Here is a 26,183-nt window from a genome sequence, read left to right on the forward strand (position 1 = left end):
CAATCCACCTGCCCGTGCACAGATCCCGTGTGTGCACGGTGGTGTCCCGTGCCGCCCGTTTGTGAAGCTGAGCCGCCTCTGCAGGACAACCTCGGCCGGTCTGGCCTGCCCGGAGCCGGAAAGCGGCGCGCCGGGGGCCGCGACCACGGGGGAAAGGCTCGGAAGGAACGGCCATGACACGCGCGACGACGCTCACCGCCCCCCGCCCGATCGCCGGCTTCGACCGCGCGGGTCGGCAGTGGACGGTCGACTCGCACGCCCCCGGCCTCGTCCCCCTCCCGGAGCTGACCGGGCGGCTGCTGGCCGACGCCGCGACGCTGGCCCGCTACGGCCGCGACACCGGCAACATCGTCACCGCGCAGCCCTCCGCCGTGCTCGTCCCCGGCTCCGTCGAGGACGTCCAGGCGATGGTGCGCTACTGCCACCAGATGGACATCGCGGTCACCGCGCGCGGGGAGGCGCACAGCACCAACGGCCAGTCGCTGGTCGCGGGCGGGCTCGTGATCGACATGACCGCGCTGACCGAGGTGCACCAGATCACCACCGGCTGGGTGGAGGCCGACGCGGGCGCGTCCTGGCGCTCGGTCGCCTACCTCGCCGCGCAGCGCGGACGCCGCGCCGAGGCCCTGCCCGGCTACCTCCGGCTCACCCTCGGCGGCACGCTCTCGGTCGGCGGGTTCGGGGCGGGCTTCCGCTCCGGCGGCCTCGTCGACCAGGTGCTCGCCGTCGAGGTGGTCACCGGGACCGGCGAGCGGCTGTGGTGCTCGGCGACGCTGCGCCCCGACCTCTTCGACGCGGTGCTCGGCGGGCTCGGCCAGTGCGGGATCATCACGAAGGTCCGGCTGCGCCTGCTGCCCGCGCCCGAGCGCGCGCGGAGCTACCTGCTGCACTACGTCGAGCCGGGCCCGGCGCTGAACGCGATGCGGACGCTGATCGAGCGCGACGAGGTCGACGGCGTGTTCGCCGTGGTCGTGCCGCCCGCCCCCGCCTCTCCCCCGCTCTACCAGGTGCGCGTGCAGGTCTTCCACGACGGCATCGCGCCCGAGCGCGAGCACACGCTGCGCGGGCTGCCGGACGGGGTCACCGACCCGAGGGAGGTGGACGAGACCTACCTCGACCACATCTCCGAGTTCGACACGCTGATCGACGACTTCCGCGAGCGCGGCTGGGACGACCGGATCAAGCCGAGGCACGACGTGCTGCTGCCGGACGAGACGGTGCGCGAGCACGTCGGCGCGGTGGTGCCCGCGCTGACCCGCGAGGAGTGGGGTCCGCAGGGCTTCGTCGTGCTCATGCCGTACCTGGCGCGCTCCTTCGGCTGCCCCCGGCTGCGCGTGCCGGCGGACACCGAACTGGTGTGGCTCTTCGACCTGCTCACCGTGGCGCCCGCACAGGCGGGGCGGGGCTTCACCGAGCGGATGCTGGCCCGCAACCGCCGCCTGTGGGAGCACGCCCGCGCGCTGGGCGGGGTGCGCTACCCGCTCGGCACCACCGAGTTCGGCCAGCAGGAGTGGCGCGAGCACTACGGGGTGAGCTGGCTGGACGTGCTCACCGCGAAGAAGCGCTACGACCCCGAGGGCATCCTCGGCACCGGCGTCGGCATCTTCGGCCAGCAGCACCCGTAGCCCCCAGAGCTGTCGTCGACCGCCTCCGACCTGGCACGGGGATGGAGGTCGGGGGTGGTTGACGATGTCCCCCGCGTTGCCTGTGTCCACTGTCAGCGCTGTTAGCGCTGGCTGTCGTGCTCGCGGACCCAGTTGCCGATCTTGACGCGGTTGTTCACCCGGAGCCGGGCGTTGGCGATGTTCACGTGGTCCTCGATGGTGCGCACCGAGAGGTTGCGGCGGGCGGCGATCTCGCTGTTGGTCAGCCCCTGCGCGATCAGCCGCGCGGTGGCCAGCACGCTCTTGCTCAGCACCGACTCCGCCGAACCCGTGACGGTGTCCTCCTCGACCTCGTCCTCGCTCAGCGCCATCGCCACGATCTGGTCGAAGTCCTTGTCCCGCCCCGTGTTGTAGGCCGCCGCGTAGTCCTCGGGGGACAGCGCCAGGCGCGCCGCGCGCTCGGTCACCGCCCTGCGGTCCTCGAACGGGGTGAGCCCGGCGATGGTCACACCGGTCTGGGTCTGCAACCGGGCCGCCGCGCCGAGCAGGCAGGCCGCCCTGCGGTGGTCGCCGAGCGCGCCCGCGGTCCAGCCCAGCGTCTCCACCCCCCACACCGGGCCCCACCGGTCGCCGATGGCGTGCTGCCGCTTCAGCGAGGCGCGGAAGATCGGCACCGCCTTGCTCGGCTCCCCGTGCATCAGCTCGGTCAGCGCCTGCGCCCACATCGCCCAGGAGATCGCCCACTCCGCACCGGCGGCCTCGGCCTCGGCGAGCACCACGGCACTGGCCTCGTGCGCCTGCTCGGGCTCGCCGAGGAAGGCCGTGCCCATCGCCAGGAACAGCGCGGCCATGTGCGCGTCGCCCGGGTCGCCCTCCACGCGGAAGCGGTCGCGCGCGGCGATCAGCACCTCCAGCGACCGGGGGTCCGCTCTGCGGAGGAAGCCGTAGCTGCCCTTGGCCCACAGCACCGATGGCGGTGCCTGCGCGGCCAGGGTCCTCGGGGTGACGTCGTCGCCGAGCAGCACCGCGATCTCGGCGTCGCAGCGCTGCATCAGCATGTCGGCGCGCGTGCGGTCGCCCTGGATGACGCTCATCCACGCGCCGAGGGACAGCATGGTCACGCTCAGCGTGCTGGCCTCGCCGTCGGTCTGCCGGATCAGCGCGTTGTCCAGCCACTTGCGGGCATCGCCCAGGCTGCCGGTGAAGTACCAGGAGCGCAGCCGGGCCAGGTTCATCGCGATCTCGGCGGAGACGTAGACCTGGTCGGGGGTCTCCAGGCAGAAGTCGATGGCGGCGCGCAGGTTCGGCAGCTCGCGCCAGGACCGGATGAGCAGCTCGACCTCGCGCTCGCAGAACCACTCGCGGGCGTGCTCGGCGGCCAGGCCCCGGTAGTGGTCGAGGTGGCGCTGGCGCAGCGTGCCCTCCTCGTTGGACTCGGCCAGCCGCCGCGCGCCGAACTGCCGCACGGAGTCCAGCACCCGGTAGCGGGTCCTGCCGTCCTGCATCTCCGTCGTGATGATCGACTTGCGGATGAGGTCGGCCAGCAGCGGCAGGATGTCGTCGCGCTGGATGCCCTCGCCGATGCACACCTCCTCGGCGGCCAGCCAGTCGAAACCGCCGGCGAAGACCGAGATCCGCGCCCACAGCCGCTTCTCGTCCGGCTGGCACAGGCTGTAGCTCAGGCTGAGCGCGTCCTCCAGGGTGCGCCGCCGGTTGCGGGCCAGCCGGGTGCCGCCCGCCGCGCGCGGGGTCAGCTCCTCCAGCCGGTTGAGCACCTCGGGCAGCGACTGGGCGATGAGCAGGCGCGCCGCCAGTTCGATGGCCAGCGGGATGCCGTCCAGCCGCTGGCAGAGCTTGGCGGCGTCGACGATGGTGTCGCGGTCGATGGCGACGCCGTCCGCGTCGGCGCGGTCGATGAGCAGCCGGACCGCGTCGTAGTCGGCGAGGGTGTCGACCGGGTGCTCCAGCTGCATGTCCGGGAAGGGCAGCGGTTTGAGCGCGATCACGTGCTCGGCGGCCAGGTCGAGCCACTGCCTGCTGGTGGCCAGCACGCGCAGCTTCGGCGAGGACAGCAGCAGGGTGCCGACCAGTTCGGCCGCGGAGTCGGCCAGGTGCTCGCAGTTGTCCAGCACCAGCAGCATGTCCCGGGTCTGCAGGTGCTCGATCAGCAGGTCCAGCGAGGAGCGCGTGGACTGGTCGCGCAGGCCCAGCTCGCTGGCCACGGTCTGGGCGAGAAGGTCCGGGTCGGCGAGATCGCCCAGCCGCAGCAGGTGCACGCCGTCGGGGTAGGCCCCGGCGTCGACCTCGGTGCGGGCGACCTCCTCGGCCAGCCGCGTCTTGCCGACCCCGGCCGTCCCGGCGATGGTGACCAGGCGGGCGCTGCCCGCGAGCTTCTCCCGAACCTCCGACAGGATTTCCACGCGGCCGACGAAGCTGTTGACCGCGGCCGGTACCCCGCGCTGGCGCAGGCGGCTCACGTGCCGACCGCGTCCGGGGCGTCCATGGCCCTGCAGGTCATCGCTTCCTCGCTGTCGTGACGGCTGTTGATACCGACGGGCCGCTGCGCGCCCGCGAGCAAACTAGAGCATGTCCGGCGGTTGCCGGTCCCTCCGGGCCATCCGGCGGGGTGTGGCGCGGCGGATCACGCAGACGGGTGACCCGCAGGGCGGTCACGGGAGGAATTCTAGACGCTCGCGCCAGTCCTCGGCGGGCGCGGGAGCGCGGTCCCGGCGGGCTGGGGGATGCCCGCCGGGACCGTCACCGGGGGAGGGACGCGGAGGGGTCAGGCGTTGATCTGCCGGGGCGCGCGGGCGCCGGAGGCGACCTCGATGCGGCGCGGCTTCGCCTTCTCCGCGACGGGGATGCGCAGCGTCAGCACACCCGCGTCGTAGCTGGCGTCGATGCGGTCGGCGTCGAGGGCGTCGCCGAGGAAGAGCTGGCGGGAGAAGACGCCGAGCGGGCGCTCCGCCACCTGCATCTCGACCTTGTCCCCGCTCGTCGCGGGACGCCGCTCCGCCTTGACCGTGAGCACGTTGCGCTCCACGCTCAGCTCGATCGCCTCCGGGCAGACCCCGGGCAGGTCGAAGGCGACCACGAACTCCTCGCCCTCGCGGTAGGCGTCCATCGGCATGGCGGCCGGGCGCGACCAGGTGCCGGTGAAGACCTGCTGGGCGAGCCGGTCGAACTCCCGGAACGCGTCGGTGCGCATCAACATCGTTCCACCTCCTGTTGTTCTCGTCTGGTGTCAACGCGCGACACTGTTCTAACATGTCATCGAAACGATGACAAGTCCATGCGTCAACGAAGGGACGACATCACGATGGACGAGGCCACTGCGGCGCGGGAAACCCTCTCCGCCCGCGCGACCAGTTCGCCCGATCCCGTCGCCCAGGCCCTGGAGCTGGTCCGCTCCGTCACCGGGGACGGCTCGGCGACGCCCGAGGAAGTGCTCGCCGCGCTGACCCTGCTGCGCGGGCTGCGCGAGGAACTGGCGACGTGGGAACCCCGGCTCATCGGCGCCGCGCGCGAGGGCGGCGCCAGCTGGGTGCGCTTGGCCCCGGCGCTCGGCGTCGCCAGCCGCCAAGCCGCTGAGCGCCGTTACCTGCGACTGCGCACCGAGGGCGTCGAGAACCTGGAGGACACCGGTGAGGCGCGCGTGCGAGCCGAGCGCGACCGGCGTGCGGGCGAGCGCGCCGTGACCGCGTGGGCCAACGAGAACGCGGGCCGGTTGCGCGGTTTGAGCGGCCGGGTCGCCGGACTGAGCGGGCTCTCCGAGGCGGCGAGGGCCAGCGTCGACGATGTGCGCGACGCGCTGGGATCGGACGACAGCTCAGCGCTGCTGGGGCCGCTCGCCGCCGCGTCGGCGCACCTGCACGGCGCGCACCCGGGACTGGCCGGGGAGATCGACGAGATCACCGAGCGCACGAGCGAACTCCGCGACGCTCAGCGCGCGCGGTAGCGCTCTTGGCGCGGCGCTGCGGCGAACCCGGCCCGCCCATCTGGGCAACTCCGAGGCGCGCACGCCGCTCAGCCCTGGTCAGCGGCTCGTGCCGGAGCGCGGAGGCGATCGCCTCGGTCTCGCACTGATCGCCGACTCCCCGGCTGGGGCGTCGGCGGTGCCCGGTGGCGGCGCGTCCCCGGACCGGGTGGCAGCCGACAGCGGGCTGGCGATGTCCTCCAGCGACCGGCCCGCCGCCTCCACGCCGAGCACGATCTCCACCACGCCACCGAAGATCATCACGGCCGCGCCGATGTAGTAGCCGACCGCGACGGCGGAGGGCTGGCCGGTCTCGACGAGCACGCCGAACAGGGCCGGGCCGATGATGCCGCCGAGTCCGGTGCCGACCGAGTAGAACAGCGCGATCGACATCGCCCGGATCTCCAGCGGGAAGATCTCCGAGACGGTCAGGTAGGCCGCGCTCGCGCCCGCCGAGGCGAGGAAGAAGACCGCCGTCCACGCGATCGTCAGCGTCGTCTCGGTGAGCAGGCCCTGCTGGAAGAGCAGGCCCGTCCCGACGAGCAGCACGCCGGAACCCAAGTAGCAGATGGAGATCATCGTGCGGCGGCCGACGGTGTCGAAGAGCTTGCCGAGCGCCAGCGGGCCGATCAGGCTGCCCAGCGCGAGCGGGATCAGGTAGCCGCCGACCGTCGCGCCGGAGATGCCGAAGAACCGTCCGAGCACCAGGGCCTGGGTGAAGTAGACGGCGTTGTAGAGGAACGCCTGCCCGATGAAGAGGCCCAGTCCGAGCAGCGTGCGTTTGGGATAGGTCTTCACCAGGACCTTGGCCACCGTGCCGAAGCCGACCGTGCCGCGCTGCTTCACCTCGATGCGCTCGGACACCGGCTCCAGCTCCGCGCCGGTCTGCTCCTCGACCTTGTGCTCGATCTCGTCGACGAGCTTGTCGGCCTCGTCGGCGCGGCCGTGGGTGAACAGCCAGCGCGGGCTCTCCGGGACGTTGCGGCGCACCAGCAGGATGCCGACGCCGAGCACCGCGCCGAGCGCGAAGGCCACCCGCCAGCCGACGTCCACCGCGAACAGGCTCGGGTCGAGCAGCACCAGGGTCAGCGCAGCGCCCACCGCCGCGCCGAGCCAGTACGAACCGTTCACGATCAGGTCCACGCGGCCCCTGACGCGCGCCGGGACCAGCTCGTCGATCGCGGAGTTGATCGCCGCGTACTCGCCGCCGACCCCGGCTCCCGTGAGGAAGCGCATGAGGAAGAACCACCACGCGCTGAAGGAGAACGCGGTCAGCACCGTCGCGACCAGGTACAGCGCCAGCGTCAGCAGGAACAGCTTCTTCCGGCCGAGCCGATCGGTGAGGTAGCCGAAGAACAGCGAGCCCAGCACGGCCCCGAGCACGTAGAAGGACGCGGCGAGCCCGACTTCGGTCTCCGTCAGGCGCAGGCCGCTCTCCGGGTCGGTCAGCCGCTCGCCCAACGCGCCGACGATGGTGACCTCGAGGCCGTCGAGAACCCACACCGTGCCCAGGCCCAGCACCACGGTCCAGTGCCACTTCGCCCACGGCAGCCGGTCCATCCGCGCCGGGACGTCGGTCTGCACGCTCTCCTGGGTCACGGTCCGCTCCCGTCCTCCGGTACGCGCCGTGGACTACCCCGCGTCGATCGTGGGCACACTCGTCTGCATGACCGATCGGGAGAAAGTGCCCGTCATCCGGCAGGTGGTGCTGGACGGCACTGACATCAGGACGCTCGCGGAGTTCTACCGGCAGCTGCTCGGGCTTGCCTACCGACCGGGCGACGAGGACGGCGACGCGGGCTGGCTGGTGCTCAGGAACCCAGGTGGTGTGCAGCTCGCGTTCCAACGGGTCGATGTGCTGCCGTCGCCGAGCTGGCCGGACAACACGCCTGTGCCGCAACAGTTCCACCTCGACATGACCGTGGACTCCGTCGCAGACCTGGACGCCCAGCACACACGCGTCCTCAGCCTGGGCGGCCAGCTCCTCCTGGACCGCAGCGAGGACCCGGACGAGCCCCTGCGCGTCTACGCCGACCCCGCCGGGCACCCCTTCTGCGTCTTCGTAGCCCCGCCACCACACCAGGAAGTTGTCTAGGGAACCCGTTGCGCACGTTCACGGTGGGGTTAGGGTTGGGGGGTGTTGGACGCGGAGTTGGCGATCGGTTTCGCCTTGCCTGACAACGAGTTCTCGTGGGCCGAGGACGACGTGGCGCGTTACCACCTCGCACTCGGGGCGGGCGCCAGGCACACCGATCCGGCCGAGCTGCGCTACCTGCTCGACGCGCCGCACGTGCTGCCGACCTTCGGCATGACCGTGCCCGCGGCGCTCGGTATCGCGGCGGCGCAGCACTACCACGCGCAACCGCCGGAGATCCGGTTTCCGGGCGTGGAGCTGGACTTGGCCAAGCTCGTGCACGCGCGGCAGGAGATCGTCGTGCACCGACCACTGCCACCGTCGGGCACGGGGACGGCGAGCAGCAGGATCACGGCGCTGCACGACAAGGGCTCGGCGGCGATCATCGTGCAAGAGGCGTCGCTGACCAGTGCCGGGCAGTCGCTGCTGAGCTTCCGCACGAGCATCCACGCGCGTGGCGAAGGCGGATTCGGCGGGGACCGCGGGGCCTCGGCGGCGGAGCTGGCGGTGCCCATGCCGGAGCGCGCGCCGGATGCCGTGGTGGTGACGAAGACCTTGCCGCAGCAGGCTTTGCTCTACCGGCTGTGCGGTGAGCGGAACGCGGTGCACGCTGATCCTGAGCGCGCTCGCGAGGCGGGATTCCCCGGGCCGACGCTCCAGGGCGTGTGCGTCTACGGGATGGTGTGCAAGGCGGTCACGGACGCGGTGCTCGACGCCGACCCGACGCGAATTCGACGCTACGAAGCCAGATTCGCGGGTGTCGTGTTCCCGGGCGAGGTGTTGGAGACGCGCGTGTGGCGCTCCGGCGACGAGATCTTGTTCACCACCGTGGTACCGGGCGAGCCGGAGCGACCCGTGCTCGCGGACTGCCGGATCACGTGCGTACCGGCAGGTACTGGGGACCGCGAATGACCCGCGACGGGCAGTAGCGGACCCGGCCCGCGATGCGGAGATCGGGGTAGCGCGCGAACAGGGCCGCCAACGCGATCCGTCCTTCCAGCCGCGCCAGGCTCGCGCCGATGCAGTAGTGGATGCCCGCCGCGAAGGACAGGTGGTCGTGCGGGTTGTGGCGGCCGAGGTCGAGCCGGTGCGGGTCGGCGAAGACCTCGGGGTCGCGGTTGGCACCGGCCAGCAACGTCACGATCGGCGAGCCCGCCGCGAGGTCCTGGCCAGCGAGCGTGGTGGGCGTGCGCACGATGCGGACGCTGTACTGCGCGGGCGCGTCCAGCCGCAGCGTCTCCTCGACAAGGGTCGCCGCCAGGCCAGCGGGATCGGCGAGAAAGCGTTGGTGCTGCTCGGGTTCGTCGAACAGGCCGACGACCGCGTTGCCGATGATGTTGGCGGTGGTGACGAAGCCGCCGATCAGCAGCGCCTCGCACGTGGCGACCAGGCCCTCGCGGGTCATCTCCCCCGCCTCGGTCGCGCGCACCATCCGCGACACCAGGTCCTCGCCGGGATCGGCGGCGCGGCGGTCGCACAGATCGCTGAAGTACGAGGCCATCTCGGTCAGCAACTTCCGCGTCCGGCGCACCTCACCCGGAGTCCGCGCGCCGTCGACGATCGCGCCGAACTCGATGCCCCACCGCACGAAGAGCTCGTGGTCGGCGACGGGCATGCCCAGCATCTCGCAGATCACCCGGCTGGGCACGCGCACGGCGAACTCGCCGATGAGGTCCGCAGTGGACGCTCCGGCGAGCCGGTCCAGCTCCTCCTCGACCACGCCGGTGACGAACTCCTCCTGCGCGCGCATGGCCTGCGGCGTGAACGCGGGCGCGACGATCTTGCGCAACCTGCCGTGCTCCGGCGGGTCGACCGACGCGAACGAATCGTCGAGCGGGTGCACCAGTCGCCCCGAACCACCGACCGGCCGCAGCGTCCGCTTGGACACCGTCGTCGGCACCGCGCCGAACTCGGGCGAGCGCAAGACCTTGCCGCACAGCGCGTGCGAGGCGGTCATGTACAAGCCACTCGGCCCGCGCACGAGGTCTCCGGCCGCGCGGACGTCCTCGTAGCGGTCGTAGCCCGCCTGGCCGCGCGGCAGGTTGAGCACGCGCGACACGGGATCGCCCCGCACCGCCGAGCGGACGAGCCTGGCCTTGCCCTTGTAGAGCCGCACCGCCTCCCGGATCACCGCGACGACACCAACTTCGGCGCGCGCGTGATGCCGCGATCGCGCAACTCCTCGGCGACGCGCTCGCGCAGCACGTACTTCTTGATCTTCGTGCCGGACATCGGCCACTCCGTGACGAAGCGGACGTAACGGGGCACGCGGTAGGTCGCGATCGCGCCGAGGCAGAAGTCGATCAGCTCCTGCTCCGTGACCTCAGCCCCCGGCTTGAGCTGGACGAACGCGGCGGGGACCTCGACGTAGTGGTCATCGGGCGCGCCGACGACCTGCGCCATCAGCACGGCGTCGTGGCGCAGCAGGTAGCCCTCCACCTCGGCGGCGGAGACGTTCTCCCCGCCCACCTTCAGCATGTCCTTGAGCCTGCTGACGAACGTGACCCTGCCATCGGCGTCCATCGTCGCGATGTCGCCGGTGTGGAACCAACCCTCAGCGTCGAAAACCCGTTGGGACAGCTCAGGGTCCTTGTAGTAGCCGTCGAAGCAGTTGGAGCCGCGGAACACCAGTTCACCCTCGGTCCCGGGCGGGAGGTCCACGCCGGTCTGCGGGTCGACGACGCGGCACTCCATGCCCGGCAACGGATGCCCGCCCGTGGTGACGCGCTCCTCCAGCGAGTCGGATCGGTGGTTCAGCGCCAGGAACGAGCACGCCTCGGTCATGCCGAAACACGAGACCTGGGTTGCGGACGGCAGCCGGGAAGCCATGTCCCGCAAGCGCTCCGGCACTCCGACAGCCATCACCACGCGCAACGCGGACAGGTCACGCGAAGCGAAGTCGGGCTGGTTCACCACGGGCAGCCAGATCGTCTCGAAGCCGGGCAGGGCGATCGTGCAGCGTTGCGACTCAAGCTGGTCGAGCGCCACGACAGGATCGTAGAAACCCGTGTGCACGTAGGAACATCCGCCGTAGATCGAGGCGATGGCGAAGGCGATCCCACCGATGTGGAACAGCGGCAGCGCGGTCCAGATGCGGTCCTCCGGCGTCAGCTCGAAGCGCTCGTGCACCGTCGCGGCGGCGAACCGGCAGAACGCCTCGTGGCTGAGCATCGCGCCCTTGGGGCTGGCCGTGGTGCCCGAGGTGTACATGACCACGGCGGTGTCGCGGACGCGGACGAGCGCCTGCCGTCGACGCAGCTCCTCGGTTGGTGTTCTTCCAGCCAGTTCAAGGAACTCGGGATCATCCGGAAGCACGAGGCGCGGGCCGTCGCCCAGGGTCTCGGTCAGGAGCTCGGTGAACGCGGGCTCGGTGAGCAGCACGCGCAGCCCGGAGTGGGTCACGACCTGGTTCAGCTCGTAGCCCTTGAAGCGCGCGTTGACGGGCACGGGGATCGCGCCGATCTTCGCGGCGGCGAACAGCGCGGCGAGCGAGTCGACGCGGTTGGAGAGCATGATGCCGACCGGCTCGCCACGGCCGACGCCGAGGCCGATCAGCCCGCGTGCCAACAGGTTCGCGCGCTCGGCCAGCACACCGTACGTCGCCTGTTCGCCGGGAAACGACAGAGCCACCCGATCGGGGTGTTCCTCGGCTCGGCGGTCGAGCAAGTGCCCCAGGGTCGTCGCCTCGACCCAGCGGCCGTTCGCTGGCTCAGCCATGTGACCTCGCTCGTCCACCGGAGGGGTGCGGGGTGGGAAAACCCTGCTGGGCAAGGAACCCTCCGTCAGGCGGACACCCGTGTCAACTGCCAAACGGGTGCAGTCGAACCACCGGGCGGTCCACATCGGGCTGACCCGAAAGGTTGTCCGTGTTTGGCCTTCGGCGTTCGAAATCGGGCAAGTGCTGGATGCATACTGCGGCCGCAGACCCCCGACACAGGAGCCTCAGCGATGTTCACCGCCGCCAAGGCCACCGAGGCAGCCGCAGCCGCGCTGCGCTGGCTCCAGGGAAGGCAGCTGCCCGACGGGTCCATTGTGGACGATCCGGAGACGCTGGTCTTCCAGGAGTGGGACACCGTCAACGCGCTCAAGGCGATCGGCACCTGGCACCGCGACGCGCCGTACACCGACGGGGGCACGACCGCCGCCGCGCTGGAGTTCCTTCGGCACAAGGCGAAACCTGGCGGCATGCTGAGCTGGGGTGTGCTGGACACCACTCCGGACGAGTACTGCACGGAGACCAGCAGCGAGTACGTCTCGGCGCTGACCATGCTCGACCGCGAGGACGAGGCCCGGGTGGGCGCGGAGTTCCTGTGCTCCCAGCAGCTCCCCGAAGGACCGTGGGCGGAGGTGCACTCGCACATCCCGAAGGCCTTCCAGACCGAGCCGTCGGTGACCGGGTTCGCGCTCCAGGCGCTGCTCGGGCTCGACATGGACCCGCCGCACCTCAAGGAGGCGCTGGACTTCCTGGTCGCGGCGCAGCGGCCGGAAGGGCACTTCGGGATCAACTGGTACTACTACGGCACCCACTACTACCTGATGCGCCCCGCCGTCGCGGCGCTCGCCGAGTTCGGCCACCACGCCGCCGTCGCCGCCGCACGCGACTTCACGCTGTCCGACCAGCGCTCCGACGGCAGCTGGTTCCACCAGGTCGAGGGTTTCGGCGAGTACTCCTCGCCGGAACAGCACACCGCGCTCGCGCTGGGCACCCTGGCGCACGCGCGCACCGGGACCGACCACCCCGCCGTGCGCAGCGGGCTGGCCTGGCTCCTTGAGCGCCAACGCGAGAACGGCTCGTGGGACGGCGGGTCCTACCCCTACCCGGAGACCAGCTCCTACGCGTCGTTCCGGGCCACCCAACACATCTTCACCACCGCTCAGGTGCTCTCCACCCTGAAGCGCTTCGCTGAGCTGGAGGCCGCGACATGACCCACTCCCCCGACCCGGTCGCGATCGTCGGCATCGGCTGCCGGCTGCCCGGCGGTGTCGCCGACCACGAGTCGCTGTGGCGCGTGCTCAGCGACGGCGTCGACGCGATCGGCCCGATTCCCCCGCAGCGCTGGGACGTCGAGCGCTTCTACGCGCCGAAGGCCCAGCAGCCGGGCCGGATGAACGCGCGCGAAGGCGGTTTCCTGGCCGAGGTCGACACCTTCGACGCGGCGTTCTTCGGGATCTCCGGGCGGGTCGCGGAGCAGATGGACCCGCAGCAGCGGCTGTTGCTGGAGGTCGCGTGGGAGGCGCTGGAGGACGCGGGTGTCGTCCCCGCGAAGCTCGCCGGTGGGCAGACCGGCGTGTTCGTCGGCGCGTGCAGCCAGGACTACGGCGGGTTGCAGTCCGCGCTCGGCGAGGTCGAAGGGCTCGGCCCGCACTCGGCGACCGGCACGTTCATGAGCATCGTCTCCAACCGCCTGTCCTACACGCTGGACCTGCGCGGCCCCAGCATGACCATCGACACCGCGTGCTCGTCGTCCCTGGTCGCGGTGCACCTGGCGTGCGAGAGCCTGCGCAGCGGCGAGAGCGAGCTGGCGTTGGCGGCCGGGGTGAACGTCATGCTCACCCCGCAGTTCGCCATCGCGTTGAGCCAGGCCGCGATGCTCTCCCCCGACTCGCGCTCACGTGCTTTCGACTCGCGCGCCAACGGGTACGTGCGCGGCGAGGGTGCTGGTGTCGTCGTGCTCAAGCCGCTCAGCAAGGCGTTGGCGGACAACGATCGCGTGTACGCGGTGATCCACGGCTCGGCGGTCAACCAGGACGGCCGCACGCAGGGCATCACGCTGCCCAGCGGTGACGCGCAGGAGGCCAACTTCCGCGTCGCGTTGGAGCGCGCGGGCGTCGCCGCCGCGGAGATCGGCTACGTCGAAGCGCACGGAACCGGTACGCCCGTTGGTGATCCCATCGAGGCGAACGCGCTGGGCCGCGTGCTGCGCGAAGGGCGCGGCGACGGAGACAGCGCGCTGATCGGCTCCATCAAGACCAACATCGGTCACCTTGAGGCGGGCGCGGGGATCGCGGGCTTGATCAAGGCAGCGCTGAGCGTGCACCACCGCAGCATTCCGCCGAGCCTGCACTACCGCGCGCCCAACCCGGACATCGACCTGGACGCCTTGCACGTCGCGGTGCCGACGTCTGTGCAGCCGTGGCCGAGCCGGTACCCGCGCGCGCTCGCCGCCGTGAACTCCTTCGGTTTCGGGGGCACCAACGCGAACGTCGTGCTGGGTGAGGCTCCCGCCGCCGAAGCCCCGGCGCTCGCAACACCGCCTTCTCCCAGCGTGATCACATTGAGCGCACGCAACTCCACGGCACTGCGGGAGCTCGCCGCGCAGGTGGCTGATCGCTTGGAGCGCGCGCCGATCGAGCCTGAGCGGCTGGCCGCGCACCTCGCGCTCCGCCGGTCCCACCACGGCCACCGGATCGCGGTCTCCGGCTCCACGCCCGCGGAACTCGTCGCCGCGTTGCGCGATGTGTCCACAAAGGACCCGCTGAAACAGCGCGGGAGGATCGCGTTCCTGTACAACGGCCAGGGGCCGCAGTGGTATGCGATGGGCCGCCAGCTCCTGGAAACGAGCCCGGTGTACCGGGAGAAGATCCTTGAGTGCGATCGCTTGGCGCACAAGTACCTCGGCTGGTCGATCTATGAAGCTCTTGTGGCGGAAGAAGAAGCGTCGCGCGTTCACGAGACGCACTGCCTCCAGCCGACGATGTTCGCGCTCCAGGTCGCGCTGACGGAGCTGTGGAAGTCCTGGGGCGTGGTGCCGGACGCGGTGCTGGGCCACAGCATGGGCGAGATCGCCGCCGCCCACGTCAGCGGCGCGCTCGATCTTGACAGCGCGTTGCGCGTGATCTGCCACCGCTCGCGCATCCAGGAGAAAGCCGATCCGACCGGCGGCATGATGTTCGTCGCGCTCGGCAAGGACGACGCGCTGGCGCTGTGCGAGGCGCACCCCGGGAAGCTGTGGCTGTCCGCGGAGAACAGCCCGCGCGCCAGCACGCTCTCCGGTCGCCTTCCCGTGCTCGACGCGGTCGCGGCGGAGCTGGGCGAGCGCGGGGTCTTCGCCCGCGTGCTCAAGGTGAACTGCGCGTGCCACAGCCAGGACATGGACCCGCTGCGCGACGAGCTTCTGTCCACTTTGGACGGAATGTCCGGCGGAGCGACCACCATCCCGATGTACTCCACGGTCACCGGGGCGCGGATCGACGGCACGGAGCTGGGCGTGGACTACTGGTGGAGCAACTTCCGCCAGCCCGTGCTGTTCGAGCCCGCCGTGCGCGCGCTGGTCGCGGACGGCGTGGACACCTTCGTCGAGCTGGGCCCGCACCCGGTGCTGGCCAACTCCCTCAAGGAGATCAGCGAGGACGCGCTCGTACTTGCCTCGCTGTCGCGCAAGAGCGAGGACTGGCCGTCGTTCCTCGGCGCGCTGGGCGAGCTGTACGTCGCGGGCCACGAGGTCGACTGGGCGCGGCGCTACCCGGCCGCCGACGTGCTCGACCTGCCGACCAACCCGTGGGTGCGCGAGAGCTACTGGAACGAGAGCGAGGTGTCGCTGCGCTACCGGGCCGGCGGGCAGGAGCACCCGATGCTCAAGCGCGTCGACGCGGTCCGGCCGACCTGGGAGATCAGGTGGAGCGACCACCGGCTCTCGTGGGTCAGCGAGCACGACGTCTTCGGCTCGGTGATCGTTCCCGGAGCGTCCTACGTCGAGGCCGCGCTGGTCACCGCACGCGAGCTGACCGGGCAGAGCTGCGGTCTGGACTACGTGGCGTTCGAGCGCGCGTGCGTACTGGTCGAGGAAGACCCGCAGCTGAGCCGGATCGAGCTGAATCCCGACGACGGCACCTTCCAGGTCCACCACCGCTCCGTGCGCGGGTCGACCTGGATTCGCGCCGTGCACGGCAGGTTCCACGCATCCTCGTCCACTGTGGACACAGCGGAGAGCGTCGAGGCGATTCGCGCACGGTGCGACCGGTCGTTCACCGCCACCGACGTGTACAAGGTGTTGAGCGACAAGGGTTACCGCTACGGCTCGATGTTCTGCGGCATTGACAAGCTGCACGTCGGACCCGGCGAATCGCTGGCCCGGATCGTGGTCCCGCGCCTGCTCCGCCGTTCTCTCGACGGCTACCTGTTCCACCCCGCCGTGCTCGACGCGTGCTTCCAGAGCGGCATCTTGCACCCCACCGCCGACAAGCCGTTGGAGCTGCTGCCGCACACCTACCTGCCGACCTCGATCGCGAACGTCCGCGTGCACGGCGACCTCTCGAAGGCCGCGTGGTGCCACACCATCGCGCACAAGCACGACGTCAACGGCTTGTCCGTCGACATCCGCGTGCTGGGTGCTTCTGGCGAACTGCTCGCGGAGTACTCACGTCTTGAGGGCAAGGTCCTCCGCCACGACAGCTCCGGGATCGAAGATCACCTCTACCGGCTCGCGTGGGAGGTCGACCGCGAGTCCGATGGCGCGGGTAGCGCGGTGGCCAGCGCCATCACCCTTGCGCCGTCGGAGCTGGAGCTGGACGAGGAGGCGGCCGTCACGGCGGTCCGGCTCTCGCGGCGCGGCTACGCGACGGAGTACCAGGACGACCTCAACGAGCTGTGCTCCGCCTACGTGATGGACTGCCTCGCGCGGTTCGGCGTCGGCCATGAGTTCGGTCTCGACGACTTCGCCGGGCTGCAACCGCGTCTGCGCCAGGCGATGACGGGCTACCTCGCTTTCCTGGTCGCGGACGGCTTGCTCGCCCAGGACGGAGAGCGGTTCCGCTGGACCGGTTCCTCCACTGTGGACACCGAAGCGATCTGGTCGCGCACCTTCACCCGCCACCCGTCTGCGGCGTGGGAACTGCTGTTGCTGCGCAAGACCGGCGCGCGCCTGCACGACGTCCTGACCGGCACGGCCGATCCGCTGGAGCTGTTGTTCCCCGCGGGTTCGCAGGACGAGACTGAGCCGATCTACCAGAGTTCGCCGGTGTCGCGCCTCTACAACATCCTCATGAAGCGCGCGCTGGAGCGCTTCGTCGCCACCACCGATCCCCGGCGGCAGCTGCGGGTCCTGGAGGTCGGCGGCGGCACGGGCGGCTTGACGGTCAACGTGCTCGGCGTACTGCCGCCCGAGCGCACGGAGTACGTGTTCACCGACGTCTCGCCCGCGTTCGCGCAGGCGGCTCGGGATCGTTTTGGCGGTTACGGTTTCCTCACCACGCGCACGTTGGACATCGAGCGGGATCTCGAAGAGCAGGGGATTGAGCCGGGCTCCTTCGACATCGTGCTCGCCTCGGACGTCGTGCACGCGACCAGCGACCTGAAGCGAACGCTGTTCCACCTCCAGGACGCCCTCGCGCCGGGCGGAGTGCTCGGGCTCATCGAGGCACTGCCGGGGAACCGCCAACTCGACCTGACGTTCGGCCTGACCACGGGGTGGTGGGCGTTCCGGGACCTCGCGCTGCGCAAGGACGGCCCGCTGCTCGGTGTCGACGCGTGGCGGGAAGTCCTGCGCTCAGCCGGCTTCGACGACGTCGCGGCGCTCGGCGACCCCGGGCACACGGGGGCCGGTGCCCAGACCGTGCTGCTCGCCCGCACCCCGGTCGGCGCCGCCGAGGAGGTCCGCGTCAGCCAGGCTTGGGGCGATGTCAGCGAATGGCTCATCGTCGCCGAACCCGGTGACGCGCTCGCCGCGCAGATCGCCTCCCGGGTCACCGCTGACGGCGGTCGGGCGGTCCTCGCCGCGCCGGGCGAGAAGCCCGAGGTGACCGCGCCCGTTCGGATCATCTTCTGCGGACGGTCCACTGTGGACTTCGCAGCGCTGTTCCAGTACGAGTTCGACCCGTCGCCAAGGATCTTCCTGCTCACCAGGGGCGCGCACGCGGTCCGCGCCGACACGGTGGACCTCGCGGGCGCTCCGGCGTGGGGCATCGGCACGGTCGCCGGCCTGGAACACCCGTCGTCGAAGTGCACGATGATCGACCTTGCCGCCTCCCCCGAGCCCGGCGAGATCGAGGCCGTGTGGAGCGAGCTGGTCTCCCCCGGTCCTGAGCGGGAAATCGCTCTGCGCGCAGGGACGCGGTTCCTACGAAGACTGCGTTCCATTCCCGGTCCACGGGTTCCGGCCGCATCGCTGGCGTACGCGTTGGAGCTGGGAACGCCCGGCGCGCTCGATTCGCTGGAACTCGTCTCCGTTCCCCGTTCAGCGCCTGGCCCCGAGCAAGTGGAGATCGAGGTCGTCGCTGCGGGGCTGAACTTCCTCGACCTGATGACGGCGCTGGACCAGGTCCCGGCACTGGAGACCACACGGTCCTACCGCTTCGGCGCGGAGTGCTCCGGTGTGGTGACCCGGGTCGGCGCGGACGTCACCGGTCTGACCCCGGGCGACGAGGTGATCGCGGTCAGCAGTGCCCAGCTGGCGGTCGCCTCGCACGTCACGCTCGACGCGGTCAACGTGGTGGCCAAGCCCGCCGCGCTCGGCTTCGAGGAAGCCGCGTCCACGCCGATCGTGTTCCTCACCGCCTGGTACGCGTTGGAGCGCCTGGCCAGGATTCGGCCCGGCGACCGCGTGCTGATCCACTCCGCGGCGGGCGGCACGGGCCTCGCGGCCATCCAGATCGCCCGGCGCGCGGGTGCCGAGGTGTTCGCGACAGCGGGTTCGCCGGAGAAGCGGGAACTGTTGCGGTCGTTGGGTGTCCAGCACGTGATGGACTCGCGCTCCCTGGACTTCGTCGAGCACGTTCGCGCCGCGACGGGTGGTACCGGGGTCGATGTGGTACTCAATTCGCTGACCGGTGCGGCGGCCACGCGCAGTCTCGACTGCCTGGCCCCGTACGGGCGGTTCGTGGAGATCGGCAAGCGCGACCTGCTGGACGACCGGCGGCTCGGTCTGCGGCCGTTCCTGCGCAACCTGGCCTACCTCAGCTTCGACCTGCGCCAGCTGATCGTCGACCGGCCCGCCGAGGTCCGCGCGGAGCTGGAGTGGCTGGTCGGACTGCTGGCCACGGGTGAGCTGAACCCGTTGCCGTACCGCGTTTTCCACCCTCGCCAGGCCGAGGCAGCGTTCCGGCAGATGGCTGCGGCGAAGCACGTCGGCAAGCTCGTGCTCGCGATGGACGAGCGCGATGTGACCGTGCGGCCCCAGCCCCGTCCAGCCGACTGGACCGGGACGTGGTTGATCACCGGCGGCCTCGGCGGGGTCGGCCTGGCGATGGCCGATTCGCTCGCCACCGCGGGGGCTTCGCACCTCGTGCTGCTCGGCCGCTCCGGCGCCGATCGCCCCGAGGCGGCCGATCGCGTGGCAGCGCTGCGCGCCAAGGGCGTTGAGGTCGTCGTCGAGGCGGCCGACGTCAGTTCGCGCTCCGATGTGCAGGGTGTGCTGGACCGGATCGCCTGCGATCTCCCGCCGCTGGCCGGAGTGCTGCACTGCGCGATGGTGCTCGACGACGCGTTGCTCACCGACCTGGATGACGAGCGCATGGAGCGCGTGCACGCGCCGAAGGCGTTGGGCGCGTGGCACCTGCACGAGCTGACCAAGGAGCTGCCGGTGCGCGCGTTCGTGCTGTTCTCCTCAGCGGCTTCGATGATCGGCAACCGCGGCCAGGCGAACTACGCGGCGGCCAACAGCTTCCTCGACCAGCTCGCCGAACACCGTGCCGCGCAAGGGCTTCCCGCGCTCGCGGTGAACTGGGGCGCGATCTCCGACGCGGGTTACGTGGCGCGGCACGCCGATGTGGCCAAGCTAGTCGCGGCGTCGGGCATGCACGACTTCACCGCGCGCGAGGCGTTCCGCGTGCTGAGCGAGCTGCTGACGACCGCGCACTCCAACGTCGGTGTGCTGCCGATGGACTGGCCCAGGTTCTTCCAGCAGTACGGCGAGGACGTGCCGCCCCGCTACGCCGAGCAGGTCGAGCTGCACGGGTCGGCGACCTCCGATCAGGCGGTGTCGGGCTCGCTGCGCCAGCGGTTGCGCACGCAGAGCGGTGACTCGCGTGAACTCCTGCTCCGCGAGGTGCTGCGGGCGCGCGTTGCGACGGTCCTCGGCATGCCGTCCGCGGACCTGGACGACTCCAAGCCGCTGATGGACTACCTCGATTCGTTGCTGGCGGTGGAGATCAGCTCCTGGCTCGAGCGCGAACTGGGCGCGAAGGTGACGATCATGGAGCTGATGAAGGGTCCGAGCGTGGAACAACTCGCGGGCCAGCTGCTCCAGCGCATGGCGGAGCGGTAGTCCGTGGAGGAGATCGAGATCCGCCTGCCCCGCGCCGGGATCACCCTGCGGGGCAGGCGCTTCGGCACCCCGGGTGGGCTGCCGGTGCTGTGCCTGCACGGATGGCTGGACAACTGCGCGAGCTTCGCCCCGATGGCCTCGCGGCTCCCCGGCTTCGACCTCGTCGCCGTTGACCTGCCGGGGCACGGCCTGTCCGACCCGATCCCGTCTCCGACCTGCCAGTACCTGGACCACGTCGCGTGCGTGCTCGAACTCGCGCAGGTCCAGGGCTGGCAACGGCTCCAGCTCGTCGGGCACTCGCTCGGCGGCGCGCTGTCCGCCCTCGTCGCGGGCGTGGCACCCTCGTTGGTGGAACGTTTGGTGTTGATCGATGCAATCGGCCCGCTCTCCGCGTCGCCCGACGTGGGCGTGGAGAGCGTCAGCCGCTACCTGTCGGCCTACCTCGCCGACGAGCCCGCGCCCGTGTACCGCACCCGCTCGCAGGCGTTGAAGGCGCGCGTGCAACTCGCTGACATCCTGCTCGACACGGCGGAGTTGTTGCTGGAGCGCGATGTGCGGGAGGTTCCGGGCGGATTCTCCTGGCGCAGCGACAACCGGCTCCGCCACCCGTTCACGATGACCTTCACCGAGGAGCAGGTGCGCGCCTACCTCAGCGCCATCACCGCGCCCGTGCTGTTCGCCGAGGCTGAGCGGACAGCGCTGCGCGAGGACTACTACCCCGGCAGGCTCGCGGCCGTGCCGAACCTGACCAAGATGACCTTCGCGGGCGGACACCACCTGCACGTCGAGAACCCCGACCCGGTGGCCGAGGCGGTGCGGGACTTCCTGCGAAGCTAGCTGGCCTGAGATGACGGGTCCCACCCATCCTGGGCGCATGTCCCTGTACGAGATCCGCGCGTTGCGGCTCGGCCTCGGCGGCGAGGCCACGCGGCGCTACACGGACGAGTGGGTCGTGTCGATCACCGATGTCCCCGAGCTCGCCAAGCGCGTGCACAGCCTTGTGCGCGAGGGCGATCAGGCCGCCGCACGGGAACTTCTCCCCGTCGAGGAGCCGTATCCGGCCGCGCTCGGCCACCTAGTTCCAGGCCAGGCGTGATCTTGTCGCCCAGTACTGCTCTGCGGGCTCGGCGAGATCGCTCAGGTCCTCCACGTCGACATCGAGCGCGCGGAGGTTCGACGCCAGCTGCTCGGTGCTCGCCGCTCCACTGAGGACGGTGTCCGCCCACGGCTGGGCCAGCGCGGCCGCGATCGCGACGGCGTCCGGGCCAACTCCGTGGCGCTCCGCCAGCTCGGCGATCCGCGCGGGCGGGTCCGCGATGAGCCTGCCGTTGGCGACGGTCTCCTTGAGCAGCACGTGCGCTCCGGCTTCGTGAGCCTGCCTCAGCGCGGGGCCGACGGAGGGTTCGAGAACGTTCCAAGTGGACTGAACGACGGTGAAGATCCCCAGCTCCAGCGCGCGCTCCACCGTCGCGGCCTGCGCGGGACCGGACGTGGAGAAACCGACGCGGACCCCGGACTCCGCGAGCGTGGCGAGTGCTTCGAGCAGCGGCTCGTCAGTGAACAGCGGACTGTCCTGTGTGAGCGAGTGGACCTGGTAGTAGCCGACCTGCTTGCCAAGCAGCGCTTGGGTTTGCGCCCACTGCGTGGTGAAGCGCGCGAGCGAGTGCTCCTTGACCTCGTGCACCTCGGCGTCCGGGCGCCAGTCGGCCACGTAGGCGTAGCCCCACTTGCTCGACACCGTCACGTCGGTGATCGCGCGGTCCGCCAACCATCCGGCCAGGAACTCCTCGGAGCGGCCGTAGGAGCGCGCCGCGTCCACCCAGCGGACTCCGCGCGCGTACGCCGCGTCGAGAACTTCCCAGCACGCCAGCCGCATCGCCTCGACCGTGCGCTCTCGCGGCAGGGCGTCCTCGCGGCCGAGGTTGATGTAGGCGGGGCGGCCGAGCGCGGCCAAGCCAAGTCCGAGCATGTGACCAGCCTAGGTCCTGTGCCTCGCCGGGGTTTGGTGGTCTTGAAGACCGACGAACCCAAGGCGGTGCTGGCGCCGTTGCGCGGCTGGAACCACCTGCGGGACAGCGCTCGGTCGTCCACATACGTGAATGCTTGTCACATCTGCGATCGGCTGTCACCCTTGCCGGACCGCCGCGTTCCCTGCTTCAACCGGAGGTTTGGTGATGGCGATGAAGCCACGCGCACTGACCGGGGCCGCGCTCGTCGGCGGACTGCTGCTGCTCGCACCGGGCACCGCGGGCGCCGAGGTCGAGCCGGGCGGCTGGACGTCCCACTCGCCCTCGTTCACCGTGCAGGAGAGGGGGTGCGGCAGCGTCAGCGGACTCACCTTCACGCTGTCGTGCTCCACCGCCAGCGGTGACCAGCGCGCCGAACGGCGCTACGCGACCTACACCGGCGGAACCCGCCAGTTCGAGGGCTCGTTCCGGATCACCAGCATGGGTGGCACCCGGATCAGCCTCAAGCAGACGTTCCACGAGTCAGCCAGCGGCCCGTTCTTCATGCTCGCCGTGGAACGCGGCGGCAGGCTCTACGCCGTGCACGGCGGTGACACCGTCGCCAGCGGCGCCACCGTCGGCACCACCGTGCGCGTCAACACCGTGCACCAGGTCGGCAGCGAACACCGCACCTACATCAACGGCTCACTGCGCCACCGGACCTCCAGCCCGGGCGGCAGCTTCTACGACAAGTTCGGCGCGTACCGCACCAACAGCGGCAACGGCCCCGCCACCGTGACGTGGAGCAACATCGGGTTCTGGCGCAAGTAGCCCTTCCCACCGCGGCGGTCCCGTCCGGGGCCGCCGCCCTCCACGCAAGGCGGTTCCCGTGCTGCGAGTTCTCCTTGCCCTGTCAGCACTTCTGCTCACCGGGTGCTCGTCCGCGCTGCGAGCGGAGATGCTGTCCCCGACAGACATCGGCCTGGAATGGCGCGGCTCGGCGACCCAGGCCGTCGAATTCGCCACTGAGCCCGACGGCCCTTACACCGTTCTCCAGTACGCGCCGCCCAGCCAGCACGCGTACAAGCACCCCGATCTCATGCCCAGGACTCCGTTCTACTACCGCCTCCGATCGGTCCTCGGTCCCGCTTCGGACACGGTCTCCGTTTCACTGCCGCCTGGCGACTTCGACGAGTCGGCTGATCACTCGTGGGCTCCGCCGCGCGTGGTGGCTTCCAGTTCCATTCGGCACCCCGTGCGTTCGTCGGGCGCCACTCCGACCGACGTGCGCGCGGAAGTGAAGCACGCCAACGGGATTCTGTTCACGTGGACGGACAACGCGGCGGACGAGGAGGGGTACTTCCTTGAGGTTCGCGCTGCGGGAGCTCCGGAGTTCCGGGTGGCCGCGGTGCTGGACGCGGACGTGAACTCGTTCGGGTTGGTGACGTTGGCGGAGGAGAAGGTGGCGGAGTACCGGGTCCGGGCGTACTTCTCCGGGGAGCTGTCGAACGTGGTTCGCCTGGTCACAGGCGGTTGAGTGTGTGGCGGTGTGCCGGCTCACCGCCGGGGACCGCGTCCCGCCACACTGTCCACAATGGACGTTGCCTTGTTCGACGTGTCCGCCGTGATCGTCACCGACGCTCCGGACTTCACGCTGTCGATCTTCGCGCCGTTGTTGACGACCGTGGCCGCGTCGACGGTGTAGACCTGCGTGTAGCCGTCGACGCTCTTCGCGGTGATGGACGTGGCGCTGACCTCGGTGACCGAGCCGGTCTGGATGCGCTCGGTCTTGTAGCCGCCCTTGCCGTCGGAGACGACGAACTCCCCGTGCAGCGACTCCCGCACCGGTCCGCCGCCGGGGCCGAACATCATCGGGCCGCGACCGCCACCACCGGGACCCAGTGCCGACTGGGTCTCGCCACCGACCGCGTAGATGGTGACGCCGCCCGCTACCGCGATGCCGACCGCGATCGCGGCGGCGACGGCGGTCTTGCGGGCCGACCAGGTGCGAGTGGGCTCGGGCTGCGGTCCGCCCCAGCCGGGCTCCTGCGTCTCAGTGCTCATCGGGGCTCCTGTGCTCGTTCGAAGCTGACAGCACAACAACAGCGGCCGAGCCTGTGCGGCGGCTGTGCGCACGATGGGGACACGCTGTGCCGTGCGAGCGCACAGCTGATACACAGGAAACGCATAGCTCGGGCACAACCACGCGCACGACCTTGGGAGCATGGCCACGGTGAACGCTGAGACATCGCGCTCCGACCTCCGCCGTGCGGACGGGCAGCCGGTGCGCGTGCTCGTCGTCGACGACGAGGCGAGCTTGGCCGAACTGGTCTCGATGGCGCTGCGCTACGAGGGCTGGGAGGTCCGCAGCGCGGGCGACGGCATGACGGCCGTGCGCATGGCGCGCGAGTTCCGGCCGGACGTGGTGGTGCTGGACATCATGCTGCCCGACCTCGGCGGGCTGGAGGTGCTGGCGAAGATGCGGGCCGAGGCGCCGGAGCTGCCGGTGCTGTTCCTGACCGCGAAGGACGGCGTCGCCGACCGGATCGCCGGGCTGACCGCGGGCGGCGACGACTACGTGACCAAACCGTTCAGCCTGGAGGAGGTCGTGCTGCGGCTGCGCGCGCTGCTGCGCAGGACCCGGGTGGCCAAGGCGGCCGACGGCGCGGAGCTGGTGGTCGGCGACCTGGTGCTGGACGAGGACAGCCGTGAGGTGCGCAGGGCGGGCGCCCCGATCGAGCTCACCGCGACCGAGTTCGAGCTGCTGCGCTACCTGATGCGCAACCCCAAGCGGGTGCTGAGCAAGGCGCAGATCCTGGACCGGGTGTGGAGCTACGACTTCGGCGGCCAGGCCAACATCGTCGAGCTCTACATCTCCTACCTGCGCAAGAAGATCGACGCGGGCCGGGAGCCGATGATCCACACGATGCGCGGTGCCGGGTATGTCCTCAAACCAGCGGGGTGATGGCGGGGGCTGGCGCCGCCTGTTCGCGTTCTCGACGGCGGACTGGTCGCTGCGCCGCAAGCTCGTCATCCAGGTCACCGCGCTGCTCGCACTGGTGCTGCTGATGGTCGGCGTGATCACCGAGGTCGCGCTCGGCGGCTTCCTGATGAACCAGCTCGACCGCAGGCTCGCCGCGGAGATGCAGCGCCCGCCCCGGCCGCCGTCCCCGCCGCCGGGTGGCAGGGGGGCGCTCTTCCTGACCAATCCCGGTCTTCCGCTCGGGACGATCTCGGCGGACGTCGTTGACGGTCAGCTCACGCGCGCCAGGCAGCTCGTGGACACCGGATCGCAGGCGCTCGAACGCGATCTGCCCGCAGACGCGCTGGCCCCGCTGGTGTCGCTGCGCGCGGGAGAGCGGCCGCGGACCATCACCCTTGGCGAGTTCGGCCGCTTCCGCGCGCAGGCGTCCGGGCGGGGTCGCGTCGTGGCGATGCCGCTGACCGAGGTCGAGCAGACGCTGCTGCGGCTCGGCCTGATCATCGGCGGGGTCGCGGCGGCGGGGCTGCTGGTGGCGGGCCTGGTCGGCGCGTGGATCGTCCGGCGCACGCTACGCCCGCTGGACCGGGTCGCGACCACCGCGCGCCGCGTGGCGGAGCTGCCGCTCAACCGGGGCGAGGTCGCGCTGTCGGTGCGCGTCCCGGACCGCGACACCAACCCCAGCACGGAGGTCGGCCAGGTCGGCGCGGCGCTCAACCACATGCTCAGCCACGTCGCGGACGCGCTCGCCGTGCGCCAGGCCAGCGAGAGCCGAGTCCGCCAGTTCGTCGCCGACGCCAGCCACGAGCTGCGCACCCCGCTGGCCTCGATCCGCGGCTATGCGGAGCTGACCAGGCGCGGCACCGAGGCCGTCCCACCGGACGTCGCCCACGCGATGGGCCGCATCGAGTCGGAGTCGACCAGGATGACCGCGCTGGTCGAGGAGCTGTTGTTGTTGGCGCGCCTGGACTCCGACCGCCCGGTGGTGCACAGCCCGGTGGACCTGACCCGCCTCGTCGTCGACGCCGTCGCCGACGCGCAGGTCGCCGGCCGCGACCACCGCTGGCTGCTCGACCTGCCGCCCACCGAGATCACCGTCAGCGGTGACGCGAGCCAGCTGCACCAGGTGGTGACCAACCTGCTCACCAACGCGCGCACGCACACCCCGCCCGGCGCGGTGGTGACCACGAAACTCACGACCACGCGCGGGCACGCGGTGCTCAGCGTGCACGACGACGGCCCCGGCATTCCGGAGGAACTGCAACCCGAGGTGTTCGAGCGCTTCGCCCGCGGCGACACCTCGCGCTCGCGCGCCGCCGGGAGCACCGGCCTCGGCCTGGCGA

At 70.9% G+C, this 26,183-nt stretch carries 19 protein-coding genes; 12 read left to right on the forward strand and 7 right to left on the reverse strand.

Annotated features, from left to right (window positions below):
* The first annotated feature begins 173 nt into the window (after positions 1-173).
* Positions 174-1,625, forward strand: coding sequence for an FAD-binding protein (locus CCN37_RS00220; protein WP_086818537.1), 1,452 nt, complete (start codon positions 174-176; stop codon positions 1,623-1,625).
* Positions 1,626-1,726: 101 nt separating this feature from the next.
* Here CCN37_RS00220 and CCN37_RS00225 read toward each other — a convergent pair whose 3' ends face one another.
* Positions 1,727-4,081 (reverse strand): NB-ARC domain-containing protein, encoded by a 2,355-nt coding sequence (locus tag CCN37_RS00225; RefSeq protein WP_086818538.1) that lies wholly within the window; start codon positions 4,079-4,081, stop codon positions 1,727-1,729.
* A 305-nt stretch (positions 4,082-4,386) separates the two neighbouring features.
* A complete protein-coding gene (locus tag CCN37_RS00230; protein WP_086818539.1) occupies positions 4,387-4,818 on the reverse strand; it encodes an Hsp20/alpha crystallin family protein in 432 nt (143 codons plus the stop codon).
* A 78-nt stretch (positions 4,819-4,896) separates the two neighbouring features.
* Between CCN37_RS00230 and CCN37_RS00235 the strand changes: the two genes are divergently transcribed.
* Positions 4,897-5,562 carry an HSP18 transcriptional regulator gene (locus CCN37_RS00235; RefSeq protein WP_246842730.1) on the forward strand — a complete coding sequence of 222 codons (666 nt, stop codon included), beginning with the start codon at positions 4,897-4,899 and terminating at the stop codon, positions 5,560-5,562.
* A gap of 78 nt (positions 5,563-5,640) precedes the next feature.
* Here the strand turns inward: CCN37_RS00235 and CCN37_RS00240 are convergent, their stop codons facing one another.
* Positions 5,641-7,179, reverse strand: coding sequence for an MFS transporter (locus CCN37_RS00240; protein WP_246842731.1), 1,539 nt, complete (start codon positions 7,177-7,179; stop codon positions 5,641-5,643).
* Positions 7,180-7,246: 67 nt separating this feature from the next.
* Here CCN37_RS00240 and CCN37_RS00245 point away from each other — a divergent pair, with 67 nt between their 5' ends.
* Positions 7,247-7,675, forward strand: coding sequence for a VOC family protein (locus CCN37_RS00245; RefSeq protein WP_086818559.1), 429 nt, complete (start codon positions 7,247-7,249; stop codon positions 7,673-7,675).
* 42 nt (positions 7,676-7,717) lie between these two features.
* A complete protein-coding gene (locus CCN37_RS00250; protein WP_086818540.1) occupies positions 7,718-8,626 on the forward strand; it encodes a MaoC/PaaZ C-terminal domain-containing protein in 909 nt (302 codons plus the stop codon).
* On the opposite strand, the gene CCN37_RS00255 is transcribed toward CCN37_RS00250, so the two are convergent.
* The gene (locus tag CCN37_RS00255) at positions 8,589-9,845 is read right to left on the reverse strand and encodes a cytochrome P450 (RefSeq protein WP_086818541.1); all 1,257 of its coding nucleotides are present in this window, start codon (positions 9,843-9,845) and stop codon (positions 8,589-8,591) included. The two genes, CCN37_RS00250 and CCN37_RS00255, sit on opposite strands and share 38 nt — an antisense overlap.
* Positions 9,842-11,431 (reverse strand): class I adenylate-forming enzyme family protein, encoded by a 1,590-nt coding sequence (locus CCN37_RS00260; RefSeq protein WP_168200466.1) that lies wholly within the window; start codon positions 11,429-11,431, stop codon positions 9,842-9,844. The genes CCN37_RS00255 and CCN37_RS00260 overlap by 4 nt, the downstream gene beginning before the upstream one ends.
* A gap of 231 nt (positions 11,432-11,662) precedes the next feature.
* Here CCN37_RS00260 and CCN37_RS00265 point away from each other — a divergent pair, with 231 nt between their 5' ends.
* From CCN37_RS00265 to CCN37_RS00280, 4 genes are read left to right on the forward strand one after another with little or no spacing between them, the layout of a single operon-like run.
* Positions 11,663-12,640 carry a prenyltransferase/squalene oxidase repeat-containing protein gene (locus CCN37_RS00265; RefSeq protein ID WP_086818543.1) on the forward strand — a complete coding sequence of 326 codons (978 nt, stop codon included), beginning with the start codon at positions 11,663-11,665 and terminating at the stop codon, positions 12,638-12,640.
* Positions 12,637-19,914 carry a type I polyketide synthase gene (locus CCN37_RS00270; RefSeq protein WP_086818544.1) on the forward strand — a complete coding sequence of 2,426 codons (7,278 nt, stop codon included), beginning with the start codon at positions 12,637-12,639 and terminating at the stop codon, positions 19,912-19,914. Before CCN37_RS00265 ends, CCN37_RS00270 begins: the two co-directional genes overlap by 4 nt.
* Positions 19,915-19,917: 3 nt before the next feature.
* Positions 19,918-20,751, forward strand: a complete 834-nt coding sequence (locus CCN37_RS00275; RefSeq protein ID WP_086818545.1) for an alpha/beta fold hydrolase — start codon at positions 19,918-19,920, stop codon at positions 20,749-20,751.
* A 10-nt stretch (positions 20,752-20,761) separates the two neighbouring features.
* Positions 20,762-21,010, forward strand: coding sequence for a DUF4291 family protein (locus tag CCN37_RS00280; RefSeq protein ID WP_086818546.1), 249 nt, complete (start codon positions 20,762-20,764; stop codon positions 21,008-21,010).
* On the opposite strand, the gene CCN37_RS00285 is transcribed toward CCN37_RS00280, so the two are convergent.
* Positions 20,990-21,883 (reverse strand): aldo/keto reductase, encoded by an 894-nt coding sequence (locus CCN37_RS00285; RefSeq protein ID WP_086818547.1) that lies wholly within the window; start codon positions 21,881-21,883, stop codon positions 20,990-20,992. The two genes, CCN37_RS00280 and CCN37_RS00285, sit on opposite strands and share 21 nt — an antisense overlap.
* A gap of 205 nt (positions 21,884-22,088) precedes the next feature.
* Here CCN37_RS00285 and CCN37_RS00290 point away from each other — a divergent pair, with 205 nt between their 5' ends.
* Entirely contained in the window at positions 22,089-22,691 is a 603-nt protein-coding gene (locus CCN37_RS00290) for a LamG domain-containing protein (protein WP_143261328.1), read from the forward strand.
* Between the two features lie 58 nt (positions 22,692-22,749).
* The gene (locus CCN37_RS00295) at positions 22,750-23,397 is read left to right on the forward strand and encodes a fibronectin type III domain-containing protein (protein ID WP_246842732.1); all 648 of its coding nucleotides are present in this window, start codon (positions 22,750-22,752) and stop codon (positions 23,395-23,397) included.
* 20 nt (positions 23,398-23,417) lie between these two features.
* Here CCN37_RS00295 and CCN37_RS00300 read toward each other — a convergent pair whose 3' ends face one another.
* Complete coding sequence (locus tag CCN37_RS00300; protein WP_086818548.1) at positions 23,418-23,924, reverse strand: hypothetical protein; 507 nt, start codon at positions 23,922-23,924, stop codon at positions 23,418-23,420.
* 160 nt (positions 23,925-24,084) lie between these two features.
* Here CCN37_RS00300 and CCN37_RS00305 point away from each other — a divergent pair, with 160 nt between their 5' ends.
* The gene (locus tag CCN37_RS00305; protein ID WP_086818549.1) at positions 24,085-24,825 is read left to right on the forward strand and encodes a response regulator transcription factor; all 741 of its coding nucleotides are present in this window, start codon (positions 24,085-24,087) and stop codon (positions 24,823-24,825) included.
* The coding region (locus CCN37_RS00310; protein ID WP_086818550.1) for a cell wall metabolism sensor histidine kinase WalK at positions 24,803-26,183 on the forward strand (1,381 nt) is incomplete at its 3' end. The genes CCN37_RS00305 and CCN37_RS00310, both read left to right, overlap by 23 nt.

The sequence above is a fragment of the Allokutzneria sp. NRRL B-24872 genome, from assembly GCF_002155965.1.
Lineage (GTDB): Bacteria > Actinomycetota > Actinomycetes > Mycobacteriales > Pseudonocardiaceae > Allokutzneria.